The following is an 18,986-nucleotide window of genomic DNA, read 5'->3' on the forward strand; positions in this document are numbered from 1 at the left end:
TCTATGATTTCGATTGACTTATCTAATCAGACAGCGGTAGTGACAGGCGGCAAGTCAGGTATAGGCAAGGGGATTGTCGAGCTTTTCATTCAAAGTGGAGCTAAAGTCATTTCTGCTGATATTTCTTATGAAGAGCCGTATAGAGTGGTCAATTCACAGCTGATTGAAACTCATTTGGACATATCCTAGCCGGATAATATCGAAAGATGGTGTGATGTACTGTTTAGCGAAGCGGGAGTTCCTGATATATTGGTGAACTGCGCAGGCACTTCTACGATGGATTATGTCATTGACTCCGAATTAGCCGACTGGGAGAAAGTCTTTTCAATCAATTCAACCGGATTGTATGTAGCGTCCAAACGTTTTGCCAAAGAAATGGTGGATGCACATAAACCAGGGCGAATTATTCAGATTGCCTCGCAAGCCGGGAAAAATGGTTATCGGGCCATGGGTGGATATTGTGCTTCCAAACATGCGGTTCTCGGCTTGACCAAGGTGATGGCGGTTGAGCTTGCTGCCCATAACATTTTGGTCAACGCTGTATGTCCCGGCATTGTAGAAACACCAATGAAACATCGTGAACGGATTGAAGGGGGCATCATTCGCGGAATGACTGCTCAAGAAATATACGAGGAAGACTGCTCGCAGGTACCTTTGGGGAGAACGGCTGAGGTGGAGGATGTCGCCAATGTGGTGCTGTTTCTGGCAAGTCCGCTCTCTGCATATATGACAGGACAAGCGATTAATGTTACAGGCGGAATGACGATGCACTAGCATACTAGCATGATCTGGGGGAAATATAGATGAAGAAATCATTCGCTGTACTATTAGGAATTAGTTTATTATTGGTGGCCGCAGGATGCGGTAATAAAAGCACTGAAAGTAACGGCTCCAGCTCCGCTTCCGGCTCGGAAACGCAAAAGGTAGTCATCGGCTCCATGGGCTCTGACGCTCAGATTTGGAAGCATATTGCCCAATCTCAGGCAGCCAAGGATGCCAAGCTGGACATTCAGGTGAAGGAAATTAACGGTGGAATCGAGACGAACAATGCGACCAGAGATGGCGATGTGGACGTGAATGCATTCCAATCGTGGGCGTATCTGGTGAGCTACAACAAAGAGAGCAAAGCGGATTTGAAGGCTATAGCCACAACTTATCTGGAGCCTATGGGGATTTATTCACAAAAATTTAAAAGCATTAATGAAGTGACTGACGGGGCATTGGTGGCATTGGCGGATAACCCGGCCAATACAGCAAGAGGTTTGAAGCTGTTAGAGGCAGCTGGTTTAATTAAGCTCAAAGCTGGCTTTGATGATGCTCTGGGTACAGTCAATGATATTACCAGCAATCCTAAACAGCTGAAATTCGAATTGATCGACGATAAAACAGGACCGCGTGTCATTCAAGATGTGGGCTTGGTATTGATCGGGAATACGATTGCTTTAGAGGGTGGCCTGAATGTGCTGAAAGATTCCTTGTTCCACGAAGAAATCAGTCAGGCGACCAAAAACAATATTAACATCCTGGTCACTACATCCGCTAAGGAAAATGACAAAGGACTGCAAAAATTAGCGGCTCTCTACCATAACGAGGATACTCAAAAATACATTAAAGATGAATTTGGCGGTACCAAAGTAGAGGTTAAAGAGCCTGTCTCTTATTTGGAAGGTCAATCTTCAAAATAAACAAAAGAGGTCAGCCAGTTTTTGAAGTGCTCCCTGTCAAGTAGACAGACTAAAAAACAAAATCATCAGTGTTCAATCCTCTCGGTTATCAAAGCCGAGAGGATTATTTTTTCTGTCGTTAAGCTGTTCGTCGATATTCGTTAGGAGATAAACCGTTTAGTCGTTCGGTGTACCGATCATTATTGTAATAGCGCATATAGGTTTCTACATTGTGCAGGAGATCGTCGTATGTGTCATACTTCTCCAGATAATAGCTTTCTGCTTTAAAGATACCCCAGAATCGTTCAATCGGTTGGTTATCCAAGCACCGGCTTACACGAGACATACTTTTCTTAAATTGGTATCTCTCTTGAAGTCGTTTGTATTCAACCGAAGTATACTGAAAGCCTCGATCACTGTGCAAAAGCGGCTTAGTACCTCGGTTTCTTCTGCACGCTTTCTTTACAGTACCCATAACAAGCTCATTGTTATTGGAATGGCTTAAAACCCACGAAACAATCGAGTTGTCATATCCATCAATAATGGCACTCAGGTAGGCCTTACGACCATTCCCGTACTTCAGTTCGGTCACATCGGTGCACCACTTTTGATTTGGGGCATCCGCTTGGAATTCTCGGTTCATGACATTCTCAGCGATATGAAGGGCTGGAGCTTTCACGTAATTTAGCCGCTTTTTGCGAATTACTGCCTTGATTTCAAGTGCGCGCATGAATACGGTAATACCGTTTGCGGTTGTAGTTCTTTTTCAGCTTACGATTCAGCTGAGTACGCATTTGGCGATAACCCAGTATCCCCTTTCACTTGTCATAGCGACGTTTGACTTCCTTGGCTAGTGCAATATTTTCGAGTTCTCTAGTGGATGGCGTCCATTTTAGCCACTTGTAATAGGCAGATCGGGCGATTCCTGCGAGCTCACAGAGCTTTGTGATCACATATCCTTCTTCAGCGTGTAGCTCTTTAATTGCTTGATAGATGTCTACATGCCGAATGAAGGTTAGCGTATATTTCTTCGCCGGATCTCTGCCAACTTTTTTGCAAGTGCGCTCTCCATTTCAAGGTACTCATTACGCGCTTCGAGTTCCTTAATCCGAAGCTTTAGTCGTTCCTGCCCGCAAATAATAATGTTTTAGACTGAATAATAAAGTATTAGACGCCCATGCCGCTAACGCAGCACCATCAGATGATAAAAATGGTAGGCATGCGATATAATTTACTTACGGCTGGCGAAGGCAGGTCGGCAGTCAATGGTGCTTCGAGCCCGAGTATTAGACTGACCCTAACGACCAGGTGCACCACAGATTGTTGCTCCGAATTTGGAAGCACGCAGGATAGAATAACCATATGTGGTTGTTGCACCAGCCCCTTCAATCTTGCTGCCGTAAGGAGAAGGCTACGAATGGACGTTGTTTACAGTCATGTGTGCGGACTTGACGTTCATAAAAAGAACATCGTTGCCTGCACCATCACGCCTGAAGGTAAAGAAATCCGTACGTTTGGCACGATGACCGACGATTTAATTTTGCTTGTAGATTGGCTCAAAGTCAAGGAATGCACTCATGTAGCGATGGAAAGCACTGGAGCATATTGGAAACCAATCTACAACCTGTTGGAGCTTGAGGAGATTGAGACTCTTGTTGTGAATGCCCAGCACATCAAGAATGTTCCGGGACGCAAGACTGACGTCAAAGACGCGGAATGGATTGCTGGATTGCTCCGGCATGGTCTATTGAAGGGTAGCTTTATCCCAAATCGCGAGCAAAGAGAGTTGAGGGAATTGATTCGCTACCGCCGTAGTCTCATCGAAGAGCGAGCTCGGGAAGTCAGCCGCATTCAAAAGGTGCTGGAAGGAGCAAACATCAAGCTTTCCTCGGTTGCCAGCAATGTGCTTGGGAAATCAGGACGTGCAATGATTGAGGCGATGATTGCTGGGGAAACCGATCCTGAAGCTTTATCTGATCTTGCAAAACGAAAGTTGAAAAGCAAAAAAGCGGATTTGAAGCGAGCATTGAACGGCTTAATGGGCCCTCATCAGAAACTGATGCTGGGAGCTCAGCTCCGTCACGTCGATTATTTGGACGAAGAGATTGGCAGGTTGGATGAGGAAATTAAAAAGCGCATGCTCCCTTTTGATGAAGACTTGGAACTGCTTGACACCATCCCAGGTGTGGCACGAAGAACAGCAGAGACTATTCTAGCCGAAATTGGCTCTAATATGAATCAGTATCCTTCCGCCGCCCATTTATGTTCTTGGGCAGGGCTGTGTCCGGGTCAGAACGAAAGCGCCGGAAAACGATTGTCCGGCAAGACGCGAAAAGGAAATAAGAAACTCCGAAGTACGCTTGTAGAAGCTGCGAAGGCTGCGGCTAGAACAAAAGAAACGTATTTATCCAGCCAGTATCATCGGATTTCCGCGCGTCGGGGAGCTAACCGAGCGACGGTTGCAGTAGCACACAGTATATTGTCTATGGTTTACTATATCCTTAAGCGGAAACAACCCTACATCGAGCTAGGTCCAACCTACTACGAGGAACGAAAACGGGACGTGATCATCAAGCATTCCATTAAGAAACTGGAGTCATTAGGTGTATCAATTACTGTGAATACGGCAGCTTCCTGATCGTTTGCAAACCATACATTACTAATGCCCTTGGCTATTTTTTTGTTTGCCGGAGGGTCGCTTTCTTGTTGCCTTTTTTAGGTGTTCTACGGAGCGATATTTTCAGGATAGACTGGTGAGCATTTCATTAAGCCAACTGGCAGAATAGTGAGAGAAAATGAACATTCTTAAAGCGGTGCCACTGAGGGTAGAGGAATAACTGTGTTGATATTAAAGCTGGATGGATTACTATACGAAATATAAAGGTCAAATAGCCGGGTTCTTTGTATTTAGGAGGGCCAATAGATGAAGTTAGGGGGAAAAATTAAATATATTCGTAAAGGTAATCAAATGTATCAAAAGGAATTCGCTTACAGTATTGCCGTTTCACAAGGCACGCTAAGCGATATTGAGCGTGGAAATGGTTATTCCTCTTGTGAGACCATTATTGCCCTTAAAATGGCCTTTAAATGCGATTTGAATTGGCTAATAGATGAAGAGTCGGATGTTGAATCAAATAATAAATTGTTTGGCGTAAATGTCTCTGTGCAAGAGAATGCATTAATTCAATTACTGCGAACTTTACCCGACATTGAAAAAGATGAATTTCTTCAAATAGCTAAAATAAAAGCGGAAAAGAATAGCAATTTGGCATGATGGATACGAGCATTGTTCAGGATTATGAGGTAGAGCCTGAATTTGACTTCTGTAATTTAATCTTATACAGTTTGTATGTACAAACTGTATAATTGCGTTTAGGAGGCAAACAAACTATGCGTTTTATCGTTTATTTGAAAATTGACCCTGCTACTCCGAAGGAAGAAATAGCGAAGCTGTTGCCGGCGGAGCGAGCGCGAGTTGCTGAACTTAAGGAACAAGGAATACTCGAAACGTTATATTTGTCCCACACGATGATGGATATTTGGGGTATTTTTGCCGGTGACAGCCTGGAGGTTGTTCAAAGCGCTGTACAATCATTGCCGTTTTACAAATTTATGACGGCTGAGTACACACAACTATTTGAAGGCTAAATCGATCCTGAACTTTTGGCGGTGAACATATGAGCAAGCTTCCATTCGGGCTTTCCATCATTTTGGAGCCGGCCTGGATGGTCTTGATGATTGTTTATGTGGAGGTTTCGGTTTGATTCCACCGTTTACATTAGGGTGGAGTAGATTTGATAAATCCTTCTGTGATGATTTAGTAAAACATGCTGAATTCGTTTCCTTGTTACTTAAAATACTTACTAACAGGCGCTGTGAAATACACCTAAAGCGTTAAGCTCACGGTGAATTGTACTATTTCGATCCGTTCTTCGTATGTCGTTTTGCGTCCTTTATTCATAAGAGGGGCTTCTATCCTTTTCCGAGTTGGTTTCATTTTCACCCCTTTAGTATACTTGGCAATCCAAGTCTCTAACACACTTTTACTCGAAATATGGTATTTTTTCGCCACCTCTCGTACGGAGTATTCCCCGGAGAGTACGCCTTGAATAGCAGATAGTTTTAGCTCCTTAGAATAAGACTTCCACCCTTTGGATGCTCTTAATCCTTCTTCTCCATCTGCTTGATATTTTCTTATCCATTCGGAAACCGTGTTTTTATGGACACCTAATTGTTTCGCCTCATGGTTGGGATTGGATTCATATCGCAGGCAGCGCCTTACGGCATTTAACTTTAGTTCATATAAAATCGGGCTTCTTTTGAACATTACAAAAACTCCCATCATGGTAGAGGTAGAAGTTTTTGTTTTTTCTACTGTCTACTATGATGGAGCATATCATTTTCTGGTTGGCCTCTTTTGTTCGCCGCTGCTTTTGTTAAACTTAGTGTTTCCCGGTACCTCCAATAATCCTTAATCCTTGATTTCATTTCTAAATTTCCGGAAATCTTTAGGTGTTCGATCATAATGTTTTTTAAAAGACTGAATAAAGTGATTTACATGATTGAAACCCACGCTGTGGGCTATTTCAGTTATTGTAGAATCTGTAGAAATTAATAACTCGCTGCTTTTCTTGATACGGTACTTAATTAAGTAGTCGTAAGGTGTCATATGAATTGTTTTCTTAAAACTACGAGTGCATTCCGAAATACTTAAATGTGCTGCATCAGCAATTTCTTGCAGTGTTATACTGTCTGAGTAGTTTCGATGGATAAAGCTGAGCATCAATTGAAGTCTTTCCTGTTGCAGTTTCATGTATTTAGGTGCTTCCTCGGAAGAAAGCGAAATGTTAGAAATTAAGGTGAACCATAATTGTACAGTTTTGATAGAGACCTCATATTCCCACCCCCAGTTTTTTTTCATATCAAATTTCTTTTTCATATCCCAAAGCATTTCTAGTACTTGATTTTCCCATTCAACTTCACCCTTGATTACCAGTGATACTAAGGAAGAGTTTGTATAAGGTAGTACATAATTTTTTTCCATCGCACTATCTGCGTAGAAGGCCAGCAGCTTCTCAGGGAAATTAAAACTGACATATTGACCGTTATGTGTCAGGTGCGTAGTGACATGAAGGACGCCCTTATTAATTAAAATGGCCTGACCGGTTTCTAATTCATGATCAACCCCATTAACTTGTATAACTAGTTTTCCTTTAGTAACCAAAGTGATTTGTAGTTCTTCGTGCCAATGTAAATCATTAAATCCTCTACCTTCAGGGATACTTTTATGAACAGTATGGGTGTACATGATGTATGGAAATGAAACATCGGGATATAAAAGGGCCTCGTGCAATTGTTTTTCCATTTTTGCGAGGTCCTTTCAGATGACGATATTTCTATATAAATTAGAGATATAGTTGCACAAATAAAATAAAAGCGGTGATATTATTATATCAAATCTTCGGCTTATCATTACAATCCTGTGCACAGACGATTGGGTAAGACATCTTGGAGGCGTACCTGTGAAAATAAATCAATCGTCGTTAACGTTTCATCCGTATATTTTGCTGTTCATCAGCATACTGTCTGTTTCTATCTCATCCATCATGATAAAATCCTCAGATACTCCAACCGCTGTGGCTGGAATGTACAGATTGTATATATCAGTAATCATTATGCTTCCTTTTGTACCTTGGAAAACTCTCCGATCCCTTGAGATGAACAAAAAAGATTGGAGTACCGTTTTTTTAGCTGGTCTATTTCTAGGGTTATACTTCTTATTTTGGATGGGATCTTTGGTATATACCTCAGTTGCGAGTTCCATGGTTATCTTATCATTACAACCTTTATTTGTGATGATTGGTTCATACTTTATGTTCAGAGAACGAACCAACATATTAACCATTCTTTGTTTGATAGCTGCTCTTTTCGGTTCAGTCATTATAGCTTGGGGAGACATCGGAGTTTCGAGGGAAGCATTAATAGGAGATGGATTATCTTTATTAGGAACAATTTTGGTTTCAGCATATATGTTGGCAGGACAGAGAGTAAGTCGCAAAATTGACGCAAATTTATATAGTGTTATTGTCTTTTTTATTGGTGGGAGCGTCATGCTAGTCTACAGTTTGTTAAATCATATCACATTGATAGAATATGACTCTTCGGATTGGACATATTTCTTTTTACTTGCAGTAATCCCAACTATTTTTGGACAATATATTTTTAATCTGTTGTTAAAATCTATAGGCGCAACTACTGTTTCTGTTGGTATTATTGGAGAGCCTGTTTTAGCTATAATTCTCGCCTATCTATTCTTGGGAGAAACAATCTCTATATTCCAATTCATAGGTGGATTAATGACATTACTAGGTATGGGTATGTATTTTTGGTTACAAACCTTAAACTACCCAATTGCTAATTATAATTCAAATTGATTAGTGTGTAATTTTAGGAAAAGACAAAAGATGAGGTGAAGGTTTAAATGGCAACGATTGATGATTTTTTGAACCTGGATATTCGTGTTGGAACAATTATAAAAGCTGAGTTTTTTGCAGAAGCAAAAGTACCTGCGATCAAACTTGAGATTGATTTTGGACAAGATATCGGAATAAAAACATCGAGTGCCCAAATCACAAAAAGGTATACGGCTGAAGAAATTATAGGTGAACAAATAATAGGTATAGTCAACTTTCCTCCTCGACGTATAGCAGGCTTTAAATCAGAGGTATTAGTCCTTGGAGGAATACCCGAAAAGGGGGATGTAGTTCTATTAAAGCCTGATTTTAAACTACCTGATGGAACACCGATTGGGTGATAGATTGTTGCTGTGAAGAAAGTATTGATTCGATCTGTAATTAAGTCCGACTTGTATCCAACCTAGGAGAAGCTATTGAGTATACAATATGGAAGAAAACTCGCCTTCATAGGGGCGAGTTTTGCTTTTTTATATCAATCTCATAAGCGAGTTATTCAATTGAGTTTTTCGTTGCCGAATACATATTTTCTACGTATTCGTCGACTTCATTTCGTGACATGCGTAAGCGTGCCACAGAAGTACCATATCCAATTTCCTTTGAACCCTCTTCTAATCCTTTGAAAATCCCATCTGCGAAGGCATCTAATGGTTCTCCATGCGTATGCAACCCTGCTCCGCCTAAATCTGTACTCACTGCCGGAGGAACAACTTCAATTACCTCTACAGACGTGTCAGAAAGTTGGTGTCTTAGGCTGATTGTAAATGAATGAAGTGCCGCTTTCGTTGCCGAATAGATCGGAGCAATCGCAAACGGCGTAAAAGCTAACCCAGAAGTGACGTTAATGATAGTAGCTTCTTCTTTTGTTGCAAAATATGGAGCGAACAGCATGGAAAGATGGAAAGGTGCTTCAATGTTAGTTGTGATTTCTTTGTTGAAATAATCCCAATTGTTTTTCGCATCCGTTTTTAAAACATTAAAGCGTTGTTGGATACCGGCGTTGTTGACTAACACATTTACTTCTGGATAGTTGGCTGTTACCCAATCCAACAATGCTATACGCTCGGATTCAATATTCAAATCACTTACACGAGTAATAAGGTCAGGGAATTTTTCTTTCGCCTTTTGAAGTACATGTTCACGTCGTCCAGAAACAATGACTTTATTTCCAACTTTTAGAAAACGTTCTGCAAAAGCTAATCCTATTCCAGAACCTCCGCCTGTAATTAGTATTGTATTTCCTGAAAGCTTCATTGTTTTTCACTCCTCTTATCAGTCTTTGTTACTTTCCTGAATACGATTGGTATAACGTGTAATTTTAAAGTCAATTCCTTTTAAGGATTCTGTCATCAACGAAATTTCATCTAGTACGGCTTGCTTGTGAAACTTCATCATTTCAAGTTGGGGTTGGAGGGTGTTATCCCCTTCTACGATCCAATCAATATATTGCTTAATATTGCTAATTGACATGTGCGTGTTTTTAAACATATAACGGTTTCAAGGAGCGCAATTTGGTCTTCTGAAAATAGCCGTCTCCCCGCTCCATCCCGCTCGATTAATGGTAGGAGTCCTCCAAATTGTATCTTACTCTGTCGACAGGAATATCATACGATTTAAACCATAGTTTAAGTCAAGAATAAATAAATTAGTCCGTTAGAAGTAATAAGCTCACTTGTGAAGGAGACAGAGAAGTTCTATCCAAAGGAACCGCTCCATATTCTGAAAGCGGCAGACTAGGCTTGGTTTTCACGTCCTAGTCTGCCGCTTTTACTTTTATTAGGTCTGTCTTTCGAAGGCTGCCGAGAACATGAACGACAGTGCTTATTTTGATTCATTATAGCTCTCCACAAGTCGGACTGATATCACGAGTGCAGTGGAAGCACAGCCCCCATACCGGCTATTCGCGCCCCGCCCTTATTTGGCCGGGATACTGCGTGTCCCCTCCGTCATCGGGGAGGAGCAGAGCGGGCACACCGGTGGCGTGCCTGTGCTGGCCGCAGCTGTGCGGCGTGCGCTCGTTGTATCGCGCCGCATCCACGCCTTGCAGGCGTCGTCGGTGCATTTCCACACAGGCACGCTGATGCGTGGCTCTGTACGTGAGCCTGCCACCGACGTGGCCGTTCGCGCCGCAGCATTGCCCGGTCCAGGCTTGCTGCTCACACGGGTTGCTACACCGGATGCGGACGCTCCACCGCTGACCCGGCTGCCGTACCCGGAAGCATTCTTTGGTTGCCCGAAGCTGCCGCGGCGCGTTTCCGGCTTGGAAGCCTCGGGAGGTGTGACCCCATAGGCTTCCAGCAGGAAGCGCGACACGGCGGCAGGCTTGCCGTGATTGGAGGCAGGGGAGGTGATATACAGCAGTTCCTTCGCCCGGGTGACGGCCACGTAAGCGAGGCGGCGCTCTTCCTCCAGAGCTGCGTCGTTATCCACAGCTGCTGTAGGCGCTGCGCCTGCCCGCCGATCTTCCGGCAGCTCGCTGTGCAGCGCCGAGCTGTGCGGCAGGATGCCCTCGCTTGCGCCGATCCAGTAGACGCAAGGGAACTCCAGTCCCTTGGCGCGGTGGATCGTCATGAGCCGAACGGCATCGCTGTCTTCCTCTCTGCGCAGTGATTCCATCTGGCGATGACGCTCGGAAAGCTCGTCCGCAAAGCTGACGAATGCCTCCACCGTGTCGAACCGCTTCGCCGCAGTTTCCAACTCCTCCAGGCTTTCCTGCATCGTTTCCTTATAATGAGTCCACGCGCCTGTATCTCCGCTTTCCAAATATTTATCATAAAAGACACGGCGCATTTCCTGAATGGCGTAGGCAGGTTTCATTGTAGTGAGACTGCGAATCAGACGGATACGCTCTTTTACTTGTTGGCGTTGAAAATCGCGTAGCCGATCCCAGCGACTAAGATGAATCAGCGGATACTTTTTAGCCTGTTGCTTTTCCTCGCGCATAATCCATTCCATCCCTGCTTCGCGGGAGACATACAGCGGTCCAAGGGTGCTTGGAATAGATTCCATGCGCCGGGGGTTCAGCGACAGCCGCAGGTGGTCCATTAAAGGACGAATCAGGGTTTGGTCATAAAATACAGCCCCTGCTCCATATTGAATAAACGGTACATCCCGCATAATTAATTGTTCAAAAATAGATCGGCTTCCGCTGGCTGTCCGGTGCAAAATAGCGATATCCCGATAGCGAAGCTGACCCTCCTCCACCTGTCCGAGCAGATGGGTAACAATATGCGCCGCTTCTTCCTCAGGCCCCGATGGGGTAGCAAACTGCGGCGGCAATCCTTCATGTCCGGCAGCCGACAGGCGCTTGGAGCGTCGATGGACATTTTTGGCGACAATGTTGGAGCCCAGCCCCAAAATTCGCGCGTCGCTCCGATAATTAATATCGAGGGTGATCACCTTCGCATCCTTATAGACCTTGTCAAACTCCAAAATGGATTCCTGACGCGCCCCATTAAAGGTATAAATCGTCTGGTCATCATCACCGACGACCATCAGATTGCGGTGCCTCGCAGCCAATCGCTGCACCATTTCGTATTGCAGGGCATTCGTATCCTGAAACTCATCGACCATGATGTGGGAAAAACGCCGCTGAAGCGGCTGAAGCACATCCGGGTCACGCAGCAGAACGGAGGCACGCAGCAAAATATCGTCAAAATCCATTTTATTGCGTTCCTGCTTCCACGCTTCATAAGCGAGCATGGCCCGTTTGGCATCCGCTTCTTCGCGTACGGTTTCGGGCAGTTCGTCCGCGCTGCGGCCCTCCGCTTTCCAGGCAGAGAGAGCAGCCAGCAGACTTTCCGGCTGGAAAGCCTCGCTGAGTCCAAGCTGACGCAGCATCATTTTCATAACGGTATGCTGGGCCTGCGTTTCACCGAACACCTCATCCTGGACGCCATGATGGCGCAGCATCGCCAAAGCGAATGAGTGAAAGGTGCGTGCCTGAACAGCACGTGCAGCAGCAGGGCGCACACCGGGCAGTCCTGCGATGCGCAGCTTCATTTCGGCAGCCGCCTTGCTGGTGAAGGTTACCAGTAAGATGGACGATGCCGGGATATCCCGCATCGCCATCAGGTAGCCAGCACGGGCAGCCAGCACTGTGGTTTTACCACAGCCAGCCCCGGCCAGTGTCAGAAGGGGGCCCTTGCCGTGGCGAACAGCCTGAATTTGCGGGCGGTTCAGATGGATGCCCACGTCCTCCAAGGCACGAAAATAGGCTGAGTCCTGGTCGGTGTCGGGTACCAGTGTCGTACTGGTATCTATGGAAGCAGGGCGAGCTTGCGGGCTCGGTGTTGAATAAGAAACCCCGATAGGTCGAGGATAAAAAGCAGGATTTGGGTCCATGATCCTGAAACCCCTTTCGATCATAAAATCTTCCATTTTCACAAATGGGGGTAGTTTTTGGTATGATAGAGTTCTAGTAGCTTTCGCTGACCAATAAGAATAAAGCGATGGGCTGCAATAATGCTGAAATTCATGCGGATCTTACAGAGTGTCAGCGCGTCATAGGATTGTCGCTGATGCGTGTAGCCTGCAAATAGGCGATATAACCGCATTCCATTATACAGGAGTTCGAGGTTTGCCAACAGAAAAAAACTTTGGGATATGCGGACGGTATGGGGAAAACCGGCTGGATATGGGGAGGAAATAACGATGAAGCTGATTCAACGTATCAAGGAAGGCGCTAATCGCGCTACAGAAAAGGCGCAGCATGCTGTCGAGATTAGTAAAATAAATTCGCAAATTACCGCAATTCAGCAGGAAATGGACGTTCATTTCTTGCGAATGGGTCAGATTTTTTATGAGGGCTACCGGGCATCTGATATGTCGGTGGCAGAAACGGAGATGACACAGCTATCCACCGCCTGTGATGAGCTTCAGGATGAAATTGACGAGCTGCGCAGCAGAATTGCACAATTGAAGAACGCTCATCTATGCACCTGTGGGGCCGTTGTACCGCTGGATGCGAATTTTTGCCCAAAATGCGGACGCAAGCTAAATGAAGAGCAGGCTGCTTCCAAGCAAGTGGCTGCTGTGCGTGAAGAAATACCGACAGACGTCTACTCTTTTGATCTGCGCAAGCCGGAGGCAGCCAAGGATGCTGCACCTGCTTACACGGAGTATACAGAACATGAAGTAGTTGAGCGGCATGAACACGAGCAGGGCGGGCTGCATGAAATGTTCGAACCAGCCGCATCAGCCGGATCAGACCGCAATTATATGTCTGATTTTACACCGGAGGAAAAAGCGGCATTCGACGAAGAGTGGGAGCGCCGTCGTCAGGAAGAGATTGAGCAAGAGCACCTCCGTCTTGAAGAGCTGGAACGAGAGCGTGAGCGTCAGGAGGAGCTGGACGAGCGTATTCGATATTGGAAGGCGAATAACTCCGGGGCAGAGAAGCCAGCTACGCAAATACGTGAAAATGTAAAATGCCAAATTTGCACAGCGGAGCTGCCTAAAGGCTCCAAGTGGTGTCCGCGTTGCGGAGCTGAACAGATTTGACGCAGCCGAACAGGCTGTCACAGGACACAGACAGAACGCCGGGCAGCATAGGGGGAACAGAGCATATGGAGCGTTTGTTGCATCATTTGCGAAATCTGGGCTTTACGGAAATGGAAGCAAAGGTCATGGTGGAGCTGTCGAGGCAAAATGCAGCCTCCGGCTATGAGGTGGCTAAGCGTCTGGGCGCATCGCGCTCCAACGTATATGCAGCTTTGCAGCGTCTGGCCGGACAGGGATATCTCAGAACCAGCACGGGAGAGCCTGTGCGCTACAGTATGCTGCCGTCAGGCGAATTGACCCGAATGATCGAGGGGCAGATGCAGGAGTCTCTGCGTGCCGTGGAGAAGGAAATGCCGAGAGCAGAGCCAGCCAAGCCGACCTTTTACAACGCGGAAGGCGACCGCAATGTGCTGGAGAGCCTGACACGTGAGCTGGAACGGGCGGAGCATGAGATTGTACTCGATTTGTGGCGAGAAGAAGCTGAACTGTTGCGGGCCGAATTGGAAAAAGCTGAAAAACGGGGCGTGCGCCTGCTATGGTCCTGTAATAACGGCGACAGCGTGCTGGGACCGTGGCTACCGTTTGCGGCTGGCAAAAATGGACAGGAACCGGCAGGACGCAAGTTTTCTTTTGTCGTTGATCGGCGCTGGTGCATGCTGGGGATGCGGGGAGAAAATTGCCTGACACAAGCACTCATTACCGAGCATCCGGTCATGACAGGCCTGCTGCTGAATCATTTTGCCCAGGATCTCATCTTGTATGAGCTGGAGCATGATATGGGCAGCGAGCTGTCGACCCGGTATGGCTGGCGATATGAGGGCATTATCGGCAAATATATGTCAGCCGGAGAATAGTATAAGGATTACCGGGAAGGAAGTTCCATCAGAGCCCGGCATATAGATGTAATATAGCCCGCTTTATGAGGTACGAATTGATCGGATGTGATCAGGCGGCGAGTTTTTTCCGGATTCGGTCCTGAAGTTATGCCGTGGGCTTCCAAAAAAGGAATGCGCCCTTCAAAAAGGGCCAGTGCTTGCTCTAGGTCTGCTTCGTACAGTCCGGCTACTTCCTCCTGCTGGAGACGATAAGCCTCCAATGGCTGGTTCCACAGTAATCCAAACACCGAGCTTACCTCGCGGTCCCAAAAGGATATGCCCTGTGCGGTTCCCTTGCTATCATACCGAACAGTCATCAGCGGTGTTAATGAGGAAAAAGGGACGTGAATGCCCAACTCTTCCTCCAGTTCACGGGCTGCTTGAGATACATCCTCGCCTGCTGTTAAATGCCCGGCTGCTGTAATATCGTAGTATCCGGGGAAGGTGTCCTTCGAATCCTGACGCTGTTGGAAGAGCATCCGACGGCCTGTAAAGGTGTCTCGTGCCAGCCAGCAGTGAAAGGTATGGTGCCAATATCCTTTGGCATGTGCTTCTTGTCTTGAAGCAGTGCCAAGGGGCTTGTCTTCATCATCGTAGATATCCAGAAGCTCGCTAGTCATTGGGATTCCTCCTATAATCAGCTCAGATGTAAAAGGTCTATTTTACAGTATAACGTGTTTTCTGTTCTGAGGATATGTAGACAGCTGTGGAATGTGCGACGGCATTTGGGGTATGCTGGAAACATGGGATTTGCGCCATAAACTAGGTTTATGATCGAAAGGAGCGTTTTTACATGGAATGTATTGTACATTTTCGAGTCATGCATCCGGAGGAGCCCAAGGAGCTGCGCGGGCTGATTATGCTGGACAGCGGAGGCAAGCCAGGGATCGACCAAATCACAGATATGTTCAAAAATATGGGCTATGATGTGCGTCCGGATAACCCGGAGGAATTGATTTTCAAGCCAGTTGATGCCAGGGCAGACTATACATATATCCGGGTCATTGAGCTGGATACGGGTGAGGAAGTCTATCATGAAGACCGAAATTTACGTGCGATCCTGGAAAATCTGCTGAACAAGCATTAAGGATCAGGAGAGCTGTAGGATAAAATGAGATAAAGCGATCCTGCTGTAATTCATAGGAACGGAGTAAAGAATATGAGATTGTATATCATCCGTCATGCAGATCCGGATTACCCGAACAACACCATCACCCCGGAGGGGCATCTGGAAGCCCGGGCACTGGCCAAACGCCTGTCCGATCACGGACTGGACCGCATTTATGCTTCGCCTATGGGGCGGGCTCTGGATACGATGCGCTACACGGCCGATGCTCTCGGTATGACTCATGAAGTGGAGCACTGGACACAGGAGCTGGCCCTGAAGCTGGAGGAAACTCCATACGGTCGTCTATCCCATTGGGATCTGCCCGGTGAAGTGATCCGCTCTGAGCTGCCTCTTCCAACGCATGACACATGGAAGGAGATTTCCTATTATCAGGGAACGCAAAGTCCCGAAGTCTTCGAGCAGCTAAAGCTTCATTCCGATGAATTTTTGAAGCGCCAAGGCTTTGAGCGAATCGGGGGCCGATACCGGATTCTCAAGCATACCGAGGATCGGGTGGCTGTATTCTGCCATGGCGGCTTCGGGTTAACCTGGCTTGCCCATCTGCTTGAGCTGCCTGTGGCTTTGGTCTGGTCCGGCTTTTGGATGCCGCCTAGCTCCGTAACTACGATCTTGTTTGATGAGCGCTCCAAGGAATGGGCTGTCCCTCGCTGCATCGGCTTCGGAGACGTCTCCCATCTGTATGCTGAGGGGTTGCCCGTCAGACCCCGGGGTATTATCACCAATTTTAATTAATCAGGCTTTCATCTGAATTGGCAAAAATAGCATGGCAAAACGGCTTAAGACAATGTTCGTCTTAAGCCGTTTTATTGTAAGAACTATGAGTTTGGACTGTCCGGGTGTATTCGTTTCACCTGAAATCAGCTAGCGTGCTTCCACGTACCCTTCCAGCTTGGAGGTGCAATGTGCGCAACGGGTAGCAGCTACAGGAATTTCCGACAAGCAATGGGGGCATTCCTTGATCGTTTTTTCCTGAGGAGGTTTTTCTTCCTCCTTACGCTTGAGCATATTAATCCCTTTGACCAGCAGGAACACGCAGAAGGCCACGATCATGAAGTCCAGCAGGACGTTAATGAACTGACCGTAGGCAAGAACTGCGATTCCCGCTTCTTTGGCTTGCGCCAAAGTCATGCGTGTACCATCAGCATTTAAAGGCTCGGCAGTTCTTAAAGCTACGTATAAGTCCGGAAAATTCATGCCGCCCAGCAGTTTGCCAATCGGAGGCATGATAATATCGTTTACTACAGAAGTAACAATCTTGCCAAACGCTCCACCGATGATAACACCGACCGCGAGGTCGATTACATTCCCCCGTACAGCGAATTCTTTAAACTCTTTAATAAAACCTTTTCCGCTCATATGAGTGCTCACCTTCTTTACTTAAAATCATTCATATATAATACATGCTATGTCAACGGAGGGCAATTCCAAATTGATTATTGCATTTTGTCACAAAATCACAGGTTCACTTGTCTTCTAGGTGTAAACCAATAATGGAGGCGATGATTGTGAGTTTAAGATTCAATTACAGAGTAGTGAGTCCAAGCACCTTTAAGGCGATGATGGAGATGGAAAAATATATTTCCGGTCGGTTTTCAGACAAGGTACTGTATGAGCTGCTGAAAATTAGAGTATCCCAAATCAATGGATGTTCCTATTGCCTGGATATGCATGCCAAGGATTTGCTCAAGCTGGGGGATTATGCTGACCACATTTTACAGCTTGCCCTGTGGCGTGAGGTTCCTTTGTTCACAGAAAAAGAACGTGCTATGCTTGAATTAGCTGAAGCGGTTACCCGTATCTCAGAACAAGGGGTGCCTACAGATCTGTATAATCGGGTCAGAGAGCATTTTACCGAGGAAGAATACGTGGATTTGATCACCGCAATTAATGTTATTAACAACTGGAACCGGATTGCCATAGCGACAGGGATGTATCCGGGCATTCTTTAATGGAACAGGGGGCCACGCTTTGACTGGCAAAGAACAAGGGATTGAACAGGAATCGGTGGATTTAAGCCTAGAGGAGCTGTATCAAAAATATCGCAAATATTCGTTTGCCATTGCTTATCGTATGCTTGGAACGGTTACGGATGCCGAGGACGTAGTTCAAGACTGCTTTGTCGAGCTGGAGAATAAGCCCCTGAATGACATACAGAATCCCAAAGCCTATGTAGCCAAAATGACGATGAATCGGTGCCTGAATTTACTGAACTCTGCGCGTAAGCAAAGAGAGACGTATGTTGGGCAATGGTTGCCGGAGCCGCTTGGCGAAAGCGCAGATCTTCCTGCGGATTGGCTGGAGCGTAAGGATATGATTTCTTACGCTTTTCTCGTTCTGTTGGAGCAGCTAAAGCCGGTAGAACGTGCTGTCTTTGTGCTGAGGGAAGCTTTTCAATACGATTATAAAGATATTGCAGAATTACTGGGGAAGACGGAGAGTAACTGTCGTCAGCTGTTCAGTCGCTCTCGTCGTATTCTGTCTTCCGAGAAATCTGTCCTTCCCGTTCCGGCAAGTAACTCTAAAAATAATGCTTCCAGAATAAAGCTGCTGGAGCGCTTTACCTCCGCCTTTCTCGCCCACGATGTGACTGCCATGCTGGAGCTACTGGCTGAGCAGCCCGCATTTGTGGCCGATGGTGGAGGCAACGTGCATACGGTGATGCGTCCGATGGTTGTACGCAAAGGCGTTCTCGCCCTGTTAACCTCTCGTCGGGTGCTGACCGCATTGCGGGAGAGAGAGCTAGTCCGCACTGTCATCAATGGCGAGATACAACTGGCATTTTTGAAAGAAGGTAAAGTAAAAGAAGTCTTATGTATCAGACTGACACCGGATGGGGAGCATATTCAGGATTTTTATTTAATGATCAATCCGGACAAGCTGGGGCATATTCGTGTATGAGCAGAAAAAGCCGACATGCTACAAAAAACCTTGATTCCTTCTCAGGATCAAGGTTTTTGCTATCTTTAAATCTTGGTTAAATGCACATAAGTTCTCACAACTGCCGGGCTTGATGGAGGGCTAGATCACCCACCCAAGGAAGCTTGAGCCACTTGCCTTGTCCAGCATGAATGATCAGGACGATCCATAATGCGATGCCTGCCAGCGTCAGCAGGGAAGCGAGTGGAGGGCCGAGTAGCGGAATGAGTCCTGCGAGCACATGCCCGATTATAAGGGCTACGAACAGAAAAATGGATTGCAGCGCGTGAAACAGTACGAACCGACTTTTCTTTTCCAGCAACACGAAGGCCAATGCACCAATGAATGCAAACAGGTAGCACAGGACAGCCGCTATATTTTCATCCATACCCGTGGAAGACTTGTAGACCGACATGTAAGGCAAATC

The 18,986-nt window shown here is 46.2% G+C and carries 21 protein-coding genes and 1 pseudogene; 13 read left to right on the forward strand and 9 right to left on the reverse strand.

The features are described from left to right. Nucleotides 1-3: 3 nt before the first annotated feature. Both GCU48_RS13555 and GCU48_RS13560 read left to right on the forward strand, forming a co-directional pair. Nucleotides 4-774: pseudogene (locus GCU48_RS13555) on the forward strand (SDR family NAD(P)-dependent oxidoreductase). Between the two features lie 29 nt (nucleotides 775-803). Beyond that, complete coding sequence (locus GCU48_RS13560; RefSeq protein ID WP_152380352.1) at nucleotides 804-1,685, forward strand: MetQ/NlpA family ABC transporter substrate-binding protein; 882 nt, start codon at nucleotides 804-806, stop codon at nucleotides 1,683-1,685. Between the two features lie 118 nt (nucleotides 1,686-1,803). Here GCU48_RS13560 and GCU48_RS13565 read toward each other — a convergent pair whose 3' ends face one another. Next, complete coding sequence (locus GCU48_RS13565; RefSeq protein ID WP_244315634.1) at nucleotides 1,804-2,343, reverse strand: IS3 family transposase; 540 nt, start codon at nucleotides 2,341-2,343, stop codon at nucleotides 1,804-1,806. A gap of 139 nt (nucleotides 2,344-2,482) precedes the next feature. Next, complete coding sequence (locus GCU48_RS28640) at nucleotides 2,483-2,617, reverse strand: hypothetical protein (RefSeq protein ID WP_280116401.1); 135 nt, start codon at nucleotides 2,615-2,617, stop codon at nucleotides 2,483-2,485. A 464-nt stretch (nucleotides 2,618-3,081) separates the two neighbouring features. Between GCU48_RS28640 and GCU48_RS13570 the strand changes: the two genes are divergently transcribed. The 3 genes from GCU48_RS13570 to GCU48_RS13580 all read left to right on the forward strand — a co-directional run bounded on the left by GCU48_RS13570 (nucleotide 3,082) and on the right by GCU48_RS13580 (nucleotide 5,312). Beyond that, nucleotides 3,082-4,302 carry an IS110 family RNA-guided transposase gene (locus GCU48_RS13570; RefSeq protein ID WP_152379494.1) on the forward strand — a complete coding sequence of 407 codons (1,221 nt, stop codon included), beginning with the start codon at nucleotides 3,082-3,084 and terminating at the stop codon, nucleotides 4,300-4,302. A 285-nt stretch (nucleotides 4,303-4,587) separates the two neighbouring features. Next, the gene (locus tag GCU48_RS13575) at nucleotides 4,588-4,938 is read left to right on the forward strand and encodes a helix-turn-helix domain-containing protein (protein ID WP_152380354.1); all 351 of its coding nucleotides are present in this window, start codon (nucleotides 4,588-4,590) and stop codon (nucleotides 4,936-4,938) included. A gap of 116 nt (nucleotides 4,939-5,054) precedes the next feature. Continuing rightward, the gene (locus tag GCU48_RS13580) at nucleotides 5,055-5,312 is read left to right on the forward strand and encodes a muconolactone Delta-isomerase family protein (protein WP_010503554.1); all 258 of its coding nucleotides are present in this window, start codon (nucleotides 5,055-5,057) and stop codon (nucleotides 5,310-5,312) included. 238 nt (nucleotides 5,313-5,550) lie between these two features. Here the strand turns inward: GCU48_RS13580 and GCU48_RS13585 are convergent, their stop codons facing one another. Both GCU48_RS13585 and GCU48_RS13590 read right to left on the reverse strand, forming a co-directional pair. Further along, the gene (locus GCU48_RS13585; protein WP_167518692.1) at nucleotides 5,551-5,991 is read right to left on the reverse strand and encodes a transposase; all 441 of its coding nucleotides are present in this window, start codon (nucleotides 5,989-5,991) and stop codon (nucleotides 5,551-5,553) included. A gap of 144 nt (nucleotides 5,992-6,135) precedes the next feature. Continuing rightward, on the reverse strand, nucleotides 6,136-7,029 hold the full coding sequence (locus GCU48_RS13590) for an AraC family transcriptional regulator (RefSeq protein ID WP_152380356.1): 894 nt from the start codon (nucleotides 7,027-7,029) through the stop codon (nucleotides 6,136-6,138). 157 nt (nucleotides 7,030-7,186) lie between these two features. Here GCU48_RS13590 and GCU48_RS13595 point away from each other — a divergent pair, with 157 nt between their 5' ends. After that, a complete protein-coding gene (locus GCU48_RS13595; protein ID WP_152380357.1) occupies nucleotides 7,187-8,098 on the forward strand; it encodes a DMT family transporter in 912 nt (303 codons plus the stop codon). A 47-nt stretch (nucleotides 8,099-8,145) separates the two neighbouring features. After that, on the forward strand, nucleotides 8,146-8,478 hold the full coding sequence (csaA, locus tag GCU48_RS13600) for a chaperone CsaA (RefSeq protein WP_025717185.1): 333 nt from the start codon (nucleotides 8,146-8,148) through the stop codon (nucleotides 8,476-8,478). Between the two features lie 151 nt (nucleotides 8,479-8,629). Here csaA and GCU48_RS13605 read toward each other — a convergent pair whose 3' ends face one another. Beyond that, on the reverse strand, nucleotides 8,630-9,391 hold the full coding sequence (locus GCU48_RS13605) for an SDR family oxidoreductase (protein WP_152380358.1): 762 nt from the start codon (nucleotides 9,389-9,391) through the stop codon (nucleotides 8,630-8,632). 660 nt (nucleotides 9,392-10,051) lie between these two features. Further along, entirely contained in the window at nucleotides 10,052-12,481 is a 2,430-nt protein-coding gene (locus GCU48_RS13615; RefSeq protein ID WP_152380359.1) for a UvrD-helicase domain-containing protein, read from the reverse strand. A gap of 309 nt (nucleotides 12,482-12,790) precedes the next feature. Between GCU48_RS13615 and GCU48_RS13620 the strand changes: the two genes are divergently transcribed. Both GCU48_RS13620 and GCU48_RS13625 read left to right on the forward strand, forming a co-directional pair. Then, the gene (locus GCU48_RS13620; protein ID WP_152380360.1) at nucleotides 12,791-13,639 is read left to right on the forward strand and encodes a zinc ribbon domain-containing protein; all 849 of its coding nucleotides are present in this window, start codon (nucleotides 12,791-12,793) and stop codon (nucleotides 13,637-13,639) included. Nucleotides 13,640-13,704: 65 nt separating this feature from the next. After that, nucleotides 13,705-14,493, forward strand: a complete 789-nt coding sequence (locus tag GCU48_RS13625; RefSeq protein ID WP_152382160.1) for a TrmB family transcriptional regulator — start codon at nucleotides 13,705-13,707, stop codon at nucleotides 14,491-14,493. 8 nt (nucleotides 14,494-14,501) lie between these two features. On the opposite strand, the gene GCU48_RS13630 is transcribed toward GCU48_RS13625, so the two are convergent. Beyond that, the gene (locus GCU48_RS13630) at nucleotides 14,502-15,134 is read right to left on the reverse strand and encodes an NUDIX hydrolase (RefSeq protein WP_025715760.1); all 633 of its coding nucleotides are present in this window, start codon (nucleotides 15,132-15,134) and stop codon (nucleotides 14,502-14,504) included. 173 nt (nucleotides 15,135-15,307) lie between these two features. On the opposite strand from GCU48_RS13630, the gene GCU48_RS13635 reads away from it, so the two are divergent. Both GCU48_RS13635 and GCU48_RS13640 read left to right on the forward strand, forming a co-directional pair. Next, nucleotides 15,308-15,601 carry a hypothetical protein gene (locus GCU48_RS13635; protein ID WP_025715761.1) on the forward strand — a complete coding sequence of 98 codons (294 nt, stop codon included), beginning with the start codon at nucleotides 15,308-15,310 and terminating at the stop codon, nucleotides 15,599-15,601. Between the two features lie 72 nt (nucleotides 15,602-15,673). Continuing rightward, nucleotides 15,674-16,375: a histidine phosphatase family protein gene (locus GCU48_RS13640; protein WP_152380361.1), complete on the forward strand. Its 702-nt coding sequence runs from the start codon at nucleotides 15,674-15,676 to the stop codon at nucleotides 16,373-16,375. Nucleotides 16,376-16,504: 129 nt separating this feature from the next. On the opposite strand, the gene mscL is transcribed toward GCU48_RS13640, so the two are convergent. Beyond that, nucleotides 16,505-16,999, reverse strand: a complete 495-nt coding sequence (gene mscL, locus GCU48_RS13645; RefSeq protein WP_152380362.1) for a large conductance mechanosensitive channel protein MscL — start codon at nucleotides 16,997-16,999, stop codon at nucleotides 16,505-16,507. Nucleotides 17,000-17,148: 149 nt separating this feature from the next. Between mscL and GCU48_RS13650 the strand changes: the two genes are divergently transcribed. Further along, a complete protein-coding gene (locus GCU48_RS13650; protein WP_152380363.1) occupies nucleotides 17,149-17,592 on the forward strand; it encodes a carboxymuconolactone decarboxylase family protein in 444 nt (147 codons plus the stop codon). Between the two features lie 19 nt (nucleotides 17,593-17,611). Beyond that, the gene (locus tag GCU48_RS13655) at nucleotides 17,612-18,541 is read left to right on the forward strand and encodes a sigma-70 family RNA polymerase sigma factor (protein ID WP_152380364.1); all 930 of its coding nucleotides are present in this window, start codon (nucleotides 17,612-17,614) and stop codon (nucleotides 18,539-18,541) included. A gap of 94 nt (nucleotides 18,542-18,635) precedes the next feature. Here GCU48_RS13655 and GCU48_RS13660 read toward each other — a convergent pair whose 3' ends face one another. Next, nucleotides 18,636-18,974 (reverse strand): DUF4870 domain-containing protein, encoded by a 339-nt coding sequence (locus GCU48_RS13660; protein WP_152380365.1) that lies wholly within the window; start codon nucleotides 18,972-18,974, stop codon nucleotides 18,636-18,638. Nucleotides 18,975-18,986 lie beyond the last annotated feature (12 nt).

The organism is Paenibacillus brasilensis (assembly GCF_009363115.1).
GTDB classification, from domain to species: Bacteria; Bacillota; Bacilli; order Paenibacillales; family Paenibacillaceae; genus Paenibacillus; species Paenibacillus brasilensis.

Coding starts and splice junctions, on each gene's coding strand:
- GCU48_RS13660 (WP_152380365.1), bottom strand. CDS start 18,974: ATGTCGGTCTACAAGTCTTCCACGGGTATGGATGAAAATATAGCGGCT.
- GCU48_RS13620 (WP_152380360.1), top strand. CDS start 12,791: ATGAAGCTGATTCAACGTATCAAGGAAGGCGCTAATCGCGCTACAGAA.
- mscL (WP_152380362.1), bottom strand. CDS start 16,999: ATGAGCGGAAAAGGTTTTATTAAAGAGTTTAAAGAATTCGCTGTACGG.
- GCU48_RS13585 (WP_167518692.1), bottom strand. CDS start 5,991: ATGTTCAAAAGAAGCCCGATTTTATATGAACTAAAGTTAAATGCCGTA.
- GCU48_RS13570 (WP_152379494.1), top strand. CDS start 3,082: ATGGACGTTGTTTACAGTCATGTGTGCGGACTTGACGTTCATAAAAAG.
- csaA (WP_025717185.1), top strand. CDS start 8,146: ATGGCAACGATTGATGATTTTTTGAACCTGGATATTCGTGTTGGAACA.
- GCU48_RS13560 (WP_152380352.1), top strand. CDS start 804: ATGAAGAAATCATTCGCTGTACTATTAGGAATTAGTTTATTATTGGTG.
- GCU48_RS13625 (WP_152382160.1), top strand. CDS start 13,705: ATGGAGCGTTTGTTGCATCATTTGCGAAATCTGGGCTTTACGGAAATG.
- GCU48_RS13605 (WP_152380358.1), bottom strand. CDS start 9,391: ATGAAGCTTTCAGGAAATACAATACTAATTACAGGCGGAGGTTCTGGA.
- GCU48_RS13575 (WP_152380354.1), top strand. CDS start 4,588: ATGAAGTTAGGGGGAAAAATTAAATATATTCGTAAAGGTAATCAAATG.
- GCU48_RS13630 (WP_025715760.1), bottom strand. CDS start 15,134: ATGACTAGCGAGCTTCTGGATATCTACGATGATGAAGACAAGCCCCTT.
- GCU48_RS13640 (WP_152380361.1), top strand. CDS start 15,674: ATGAGATTGTATATCATCCGTCATGCAGATCCGGATTACCCGAACAAC.
- GCU48_RS13580 (WP_010503554.1), top strand. CDS start 5,055: ATGCGTTTTATCGTTTATTTGAAAATTGACCCTGCTACTCCGAAGGAA.
- GCU48_RS13590 (WP_152380356.1), bottom strand. CDS start 7,029: ATGGAAAAACAATTGCACGAGGCCCTTTTATATCCCGATGTTTCATTT.
- GCU48_RS13615 (WP_152380359.1), bottom strand. CDS start 12,481: ATGGACCCAAATCCTGCTTTTTATCCTCGACCTATCGGGGTTTCTTAT.
- GCU48_RS13635 (WP_025715761.1), top strand. CDS start 15,308: ATGGAATGTATTGTACATTTTCGAGTCATGCATCCGGAGGAGCCCAAG.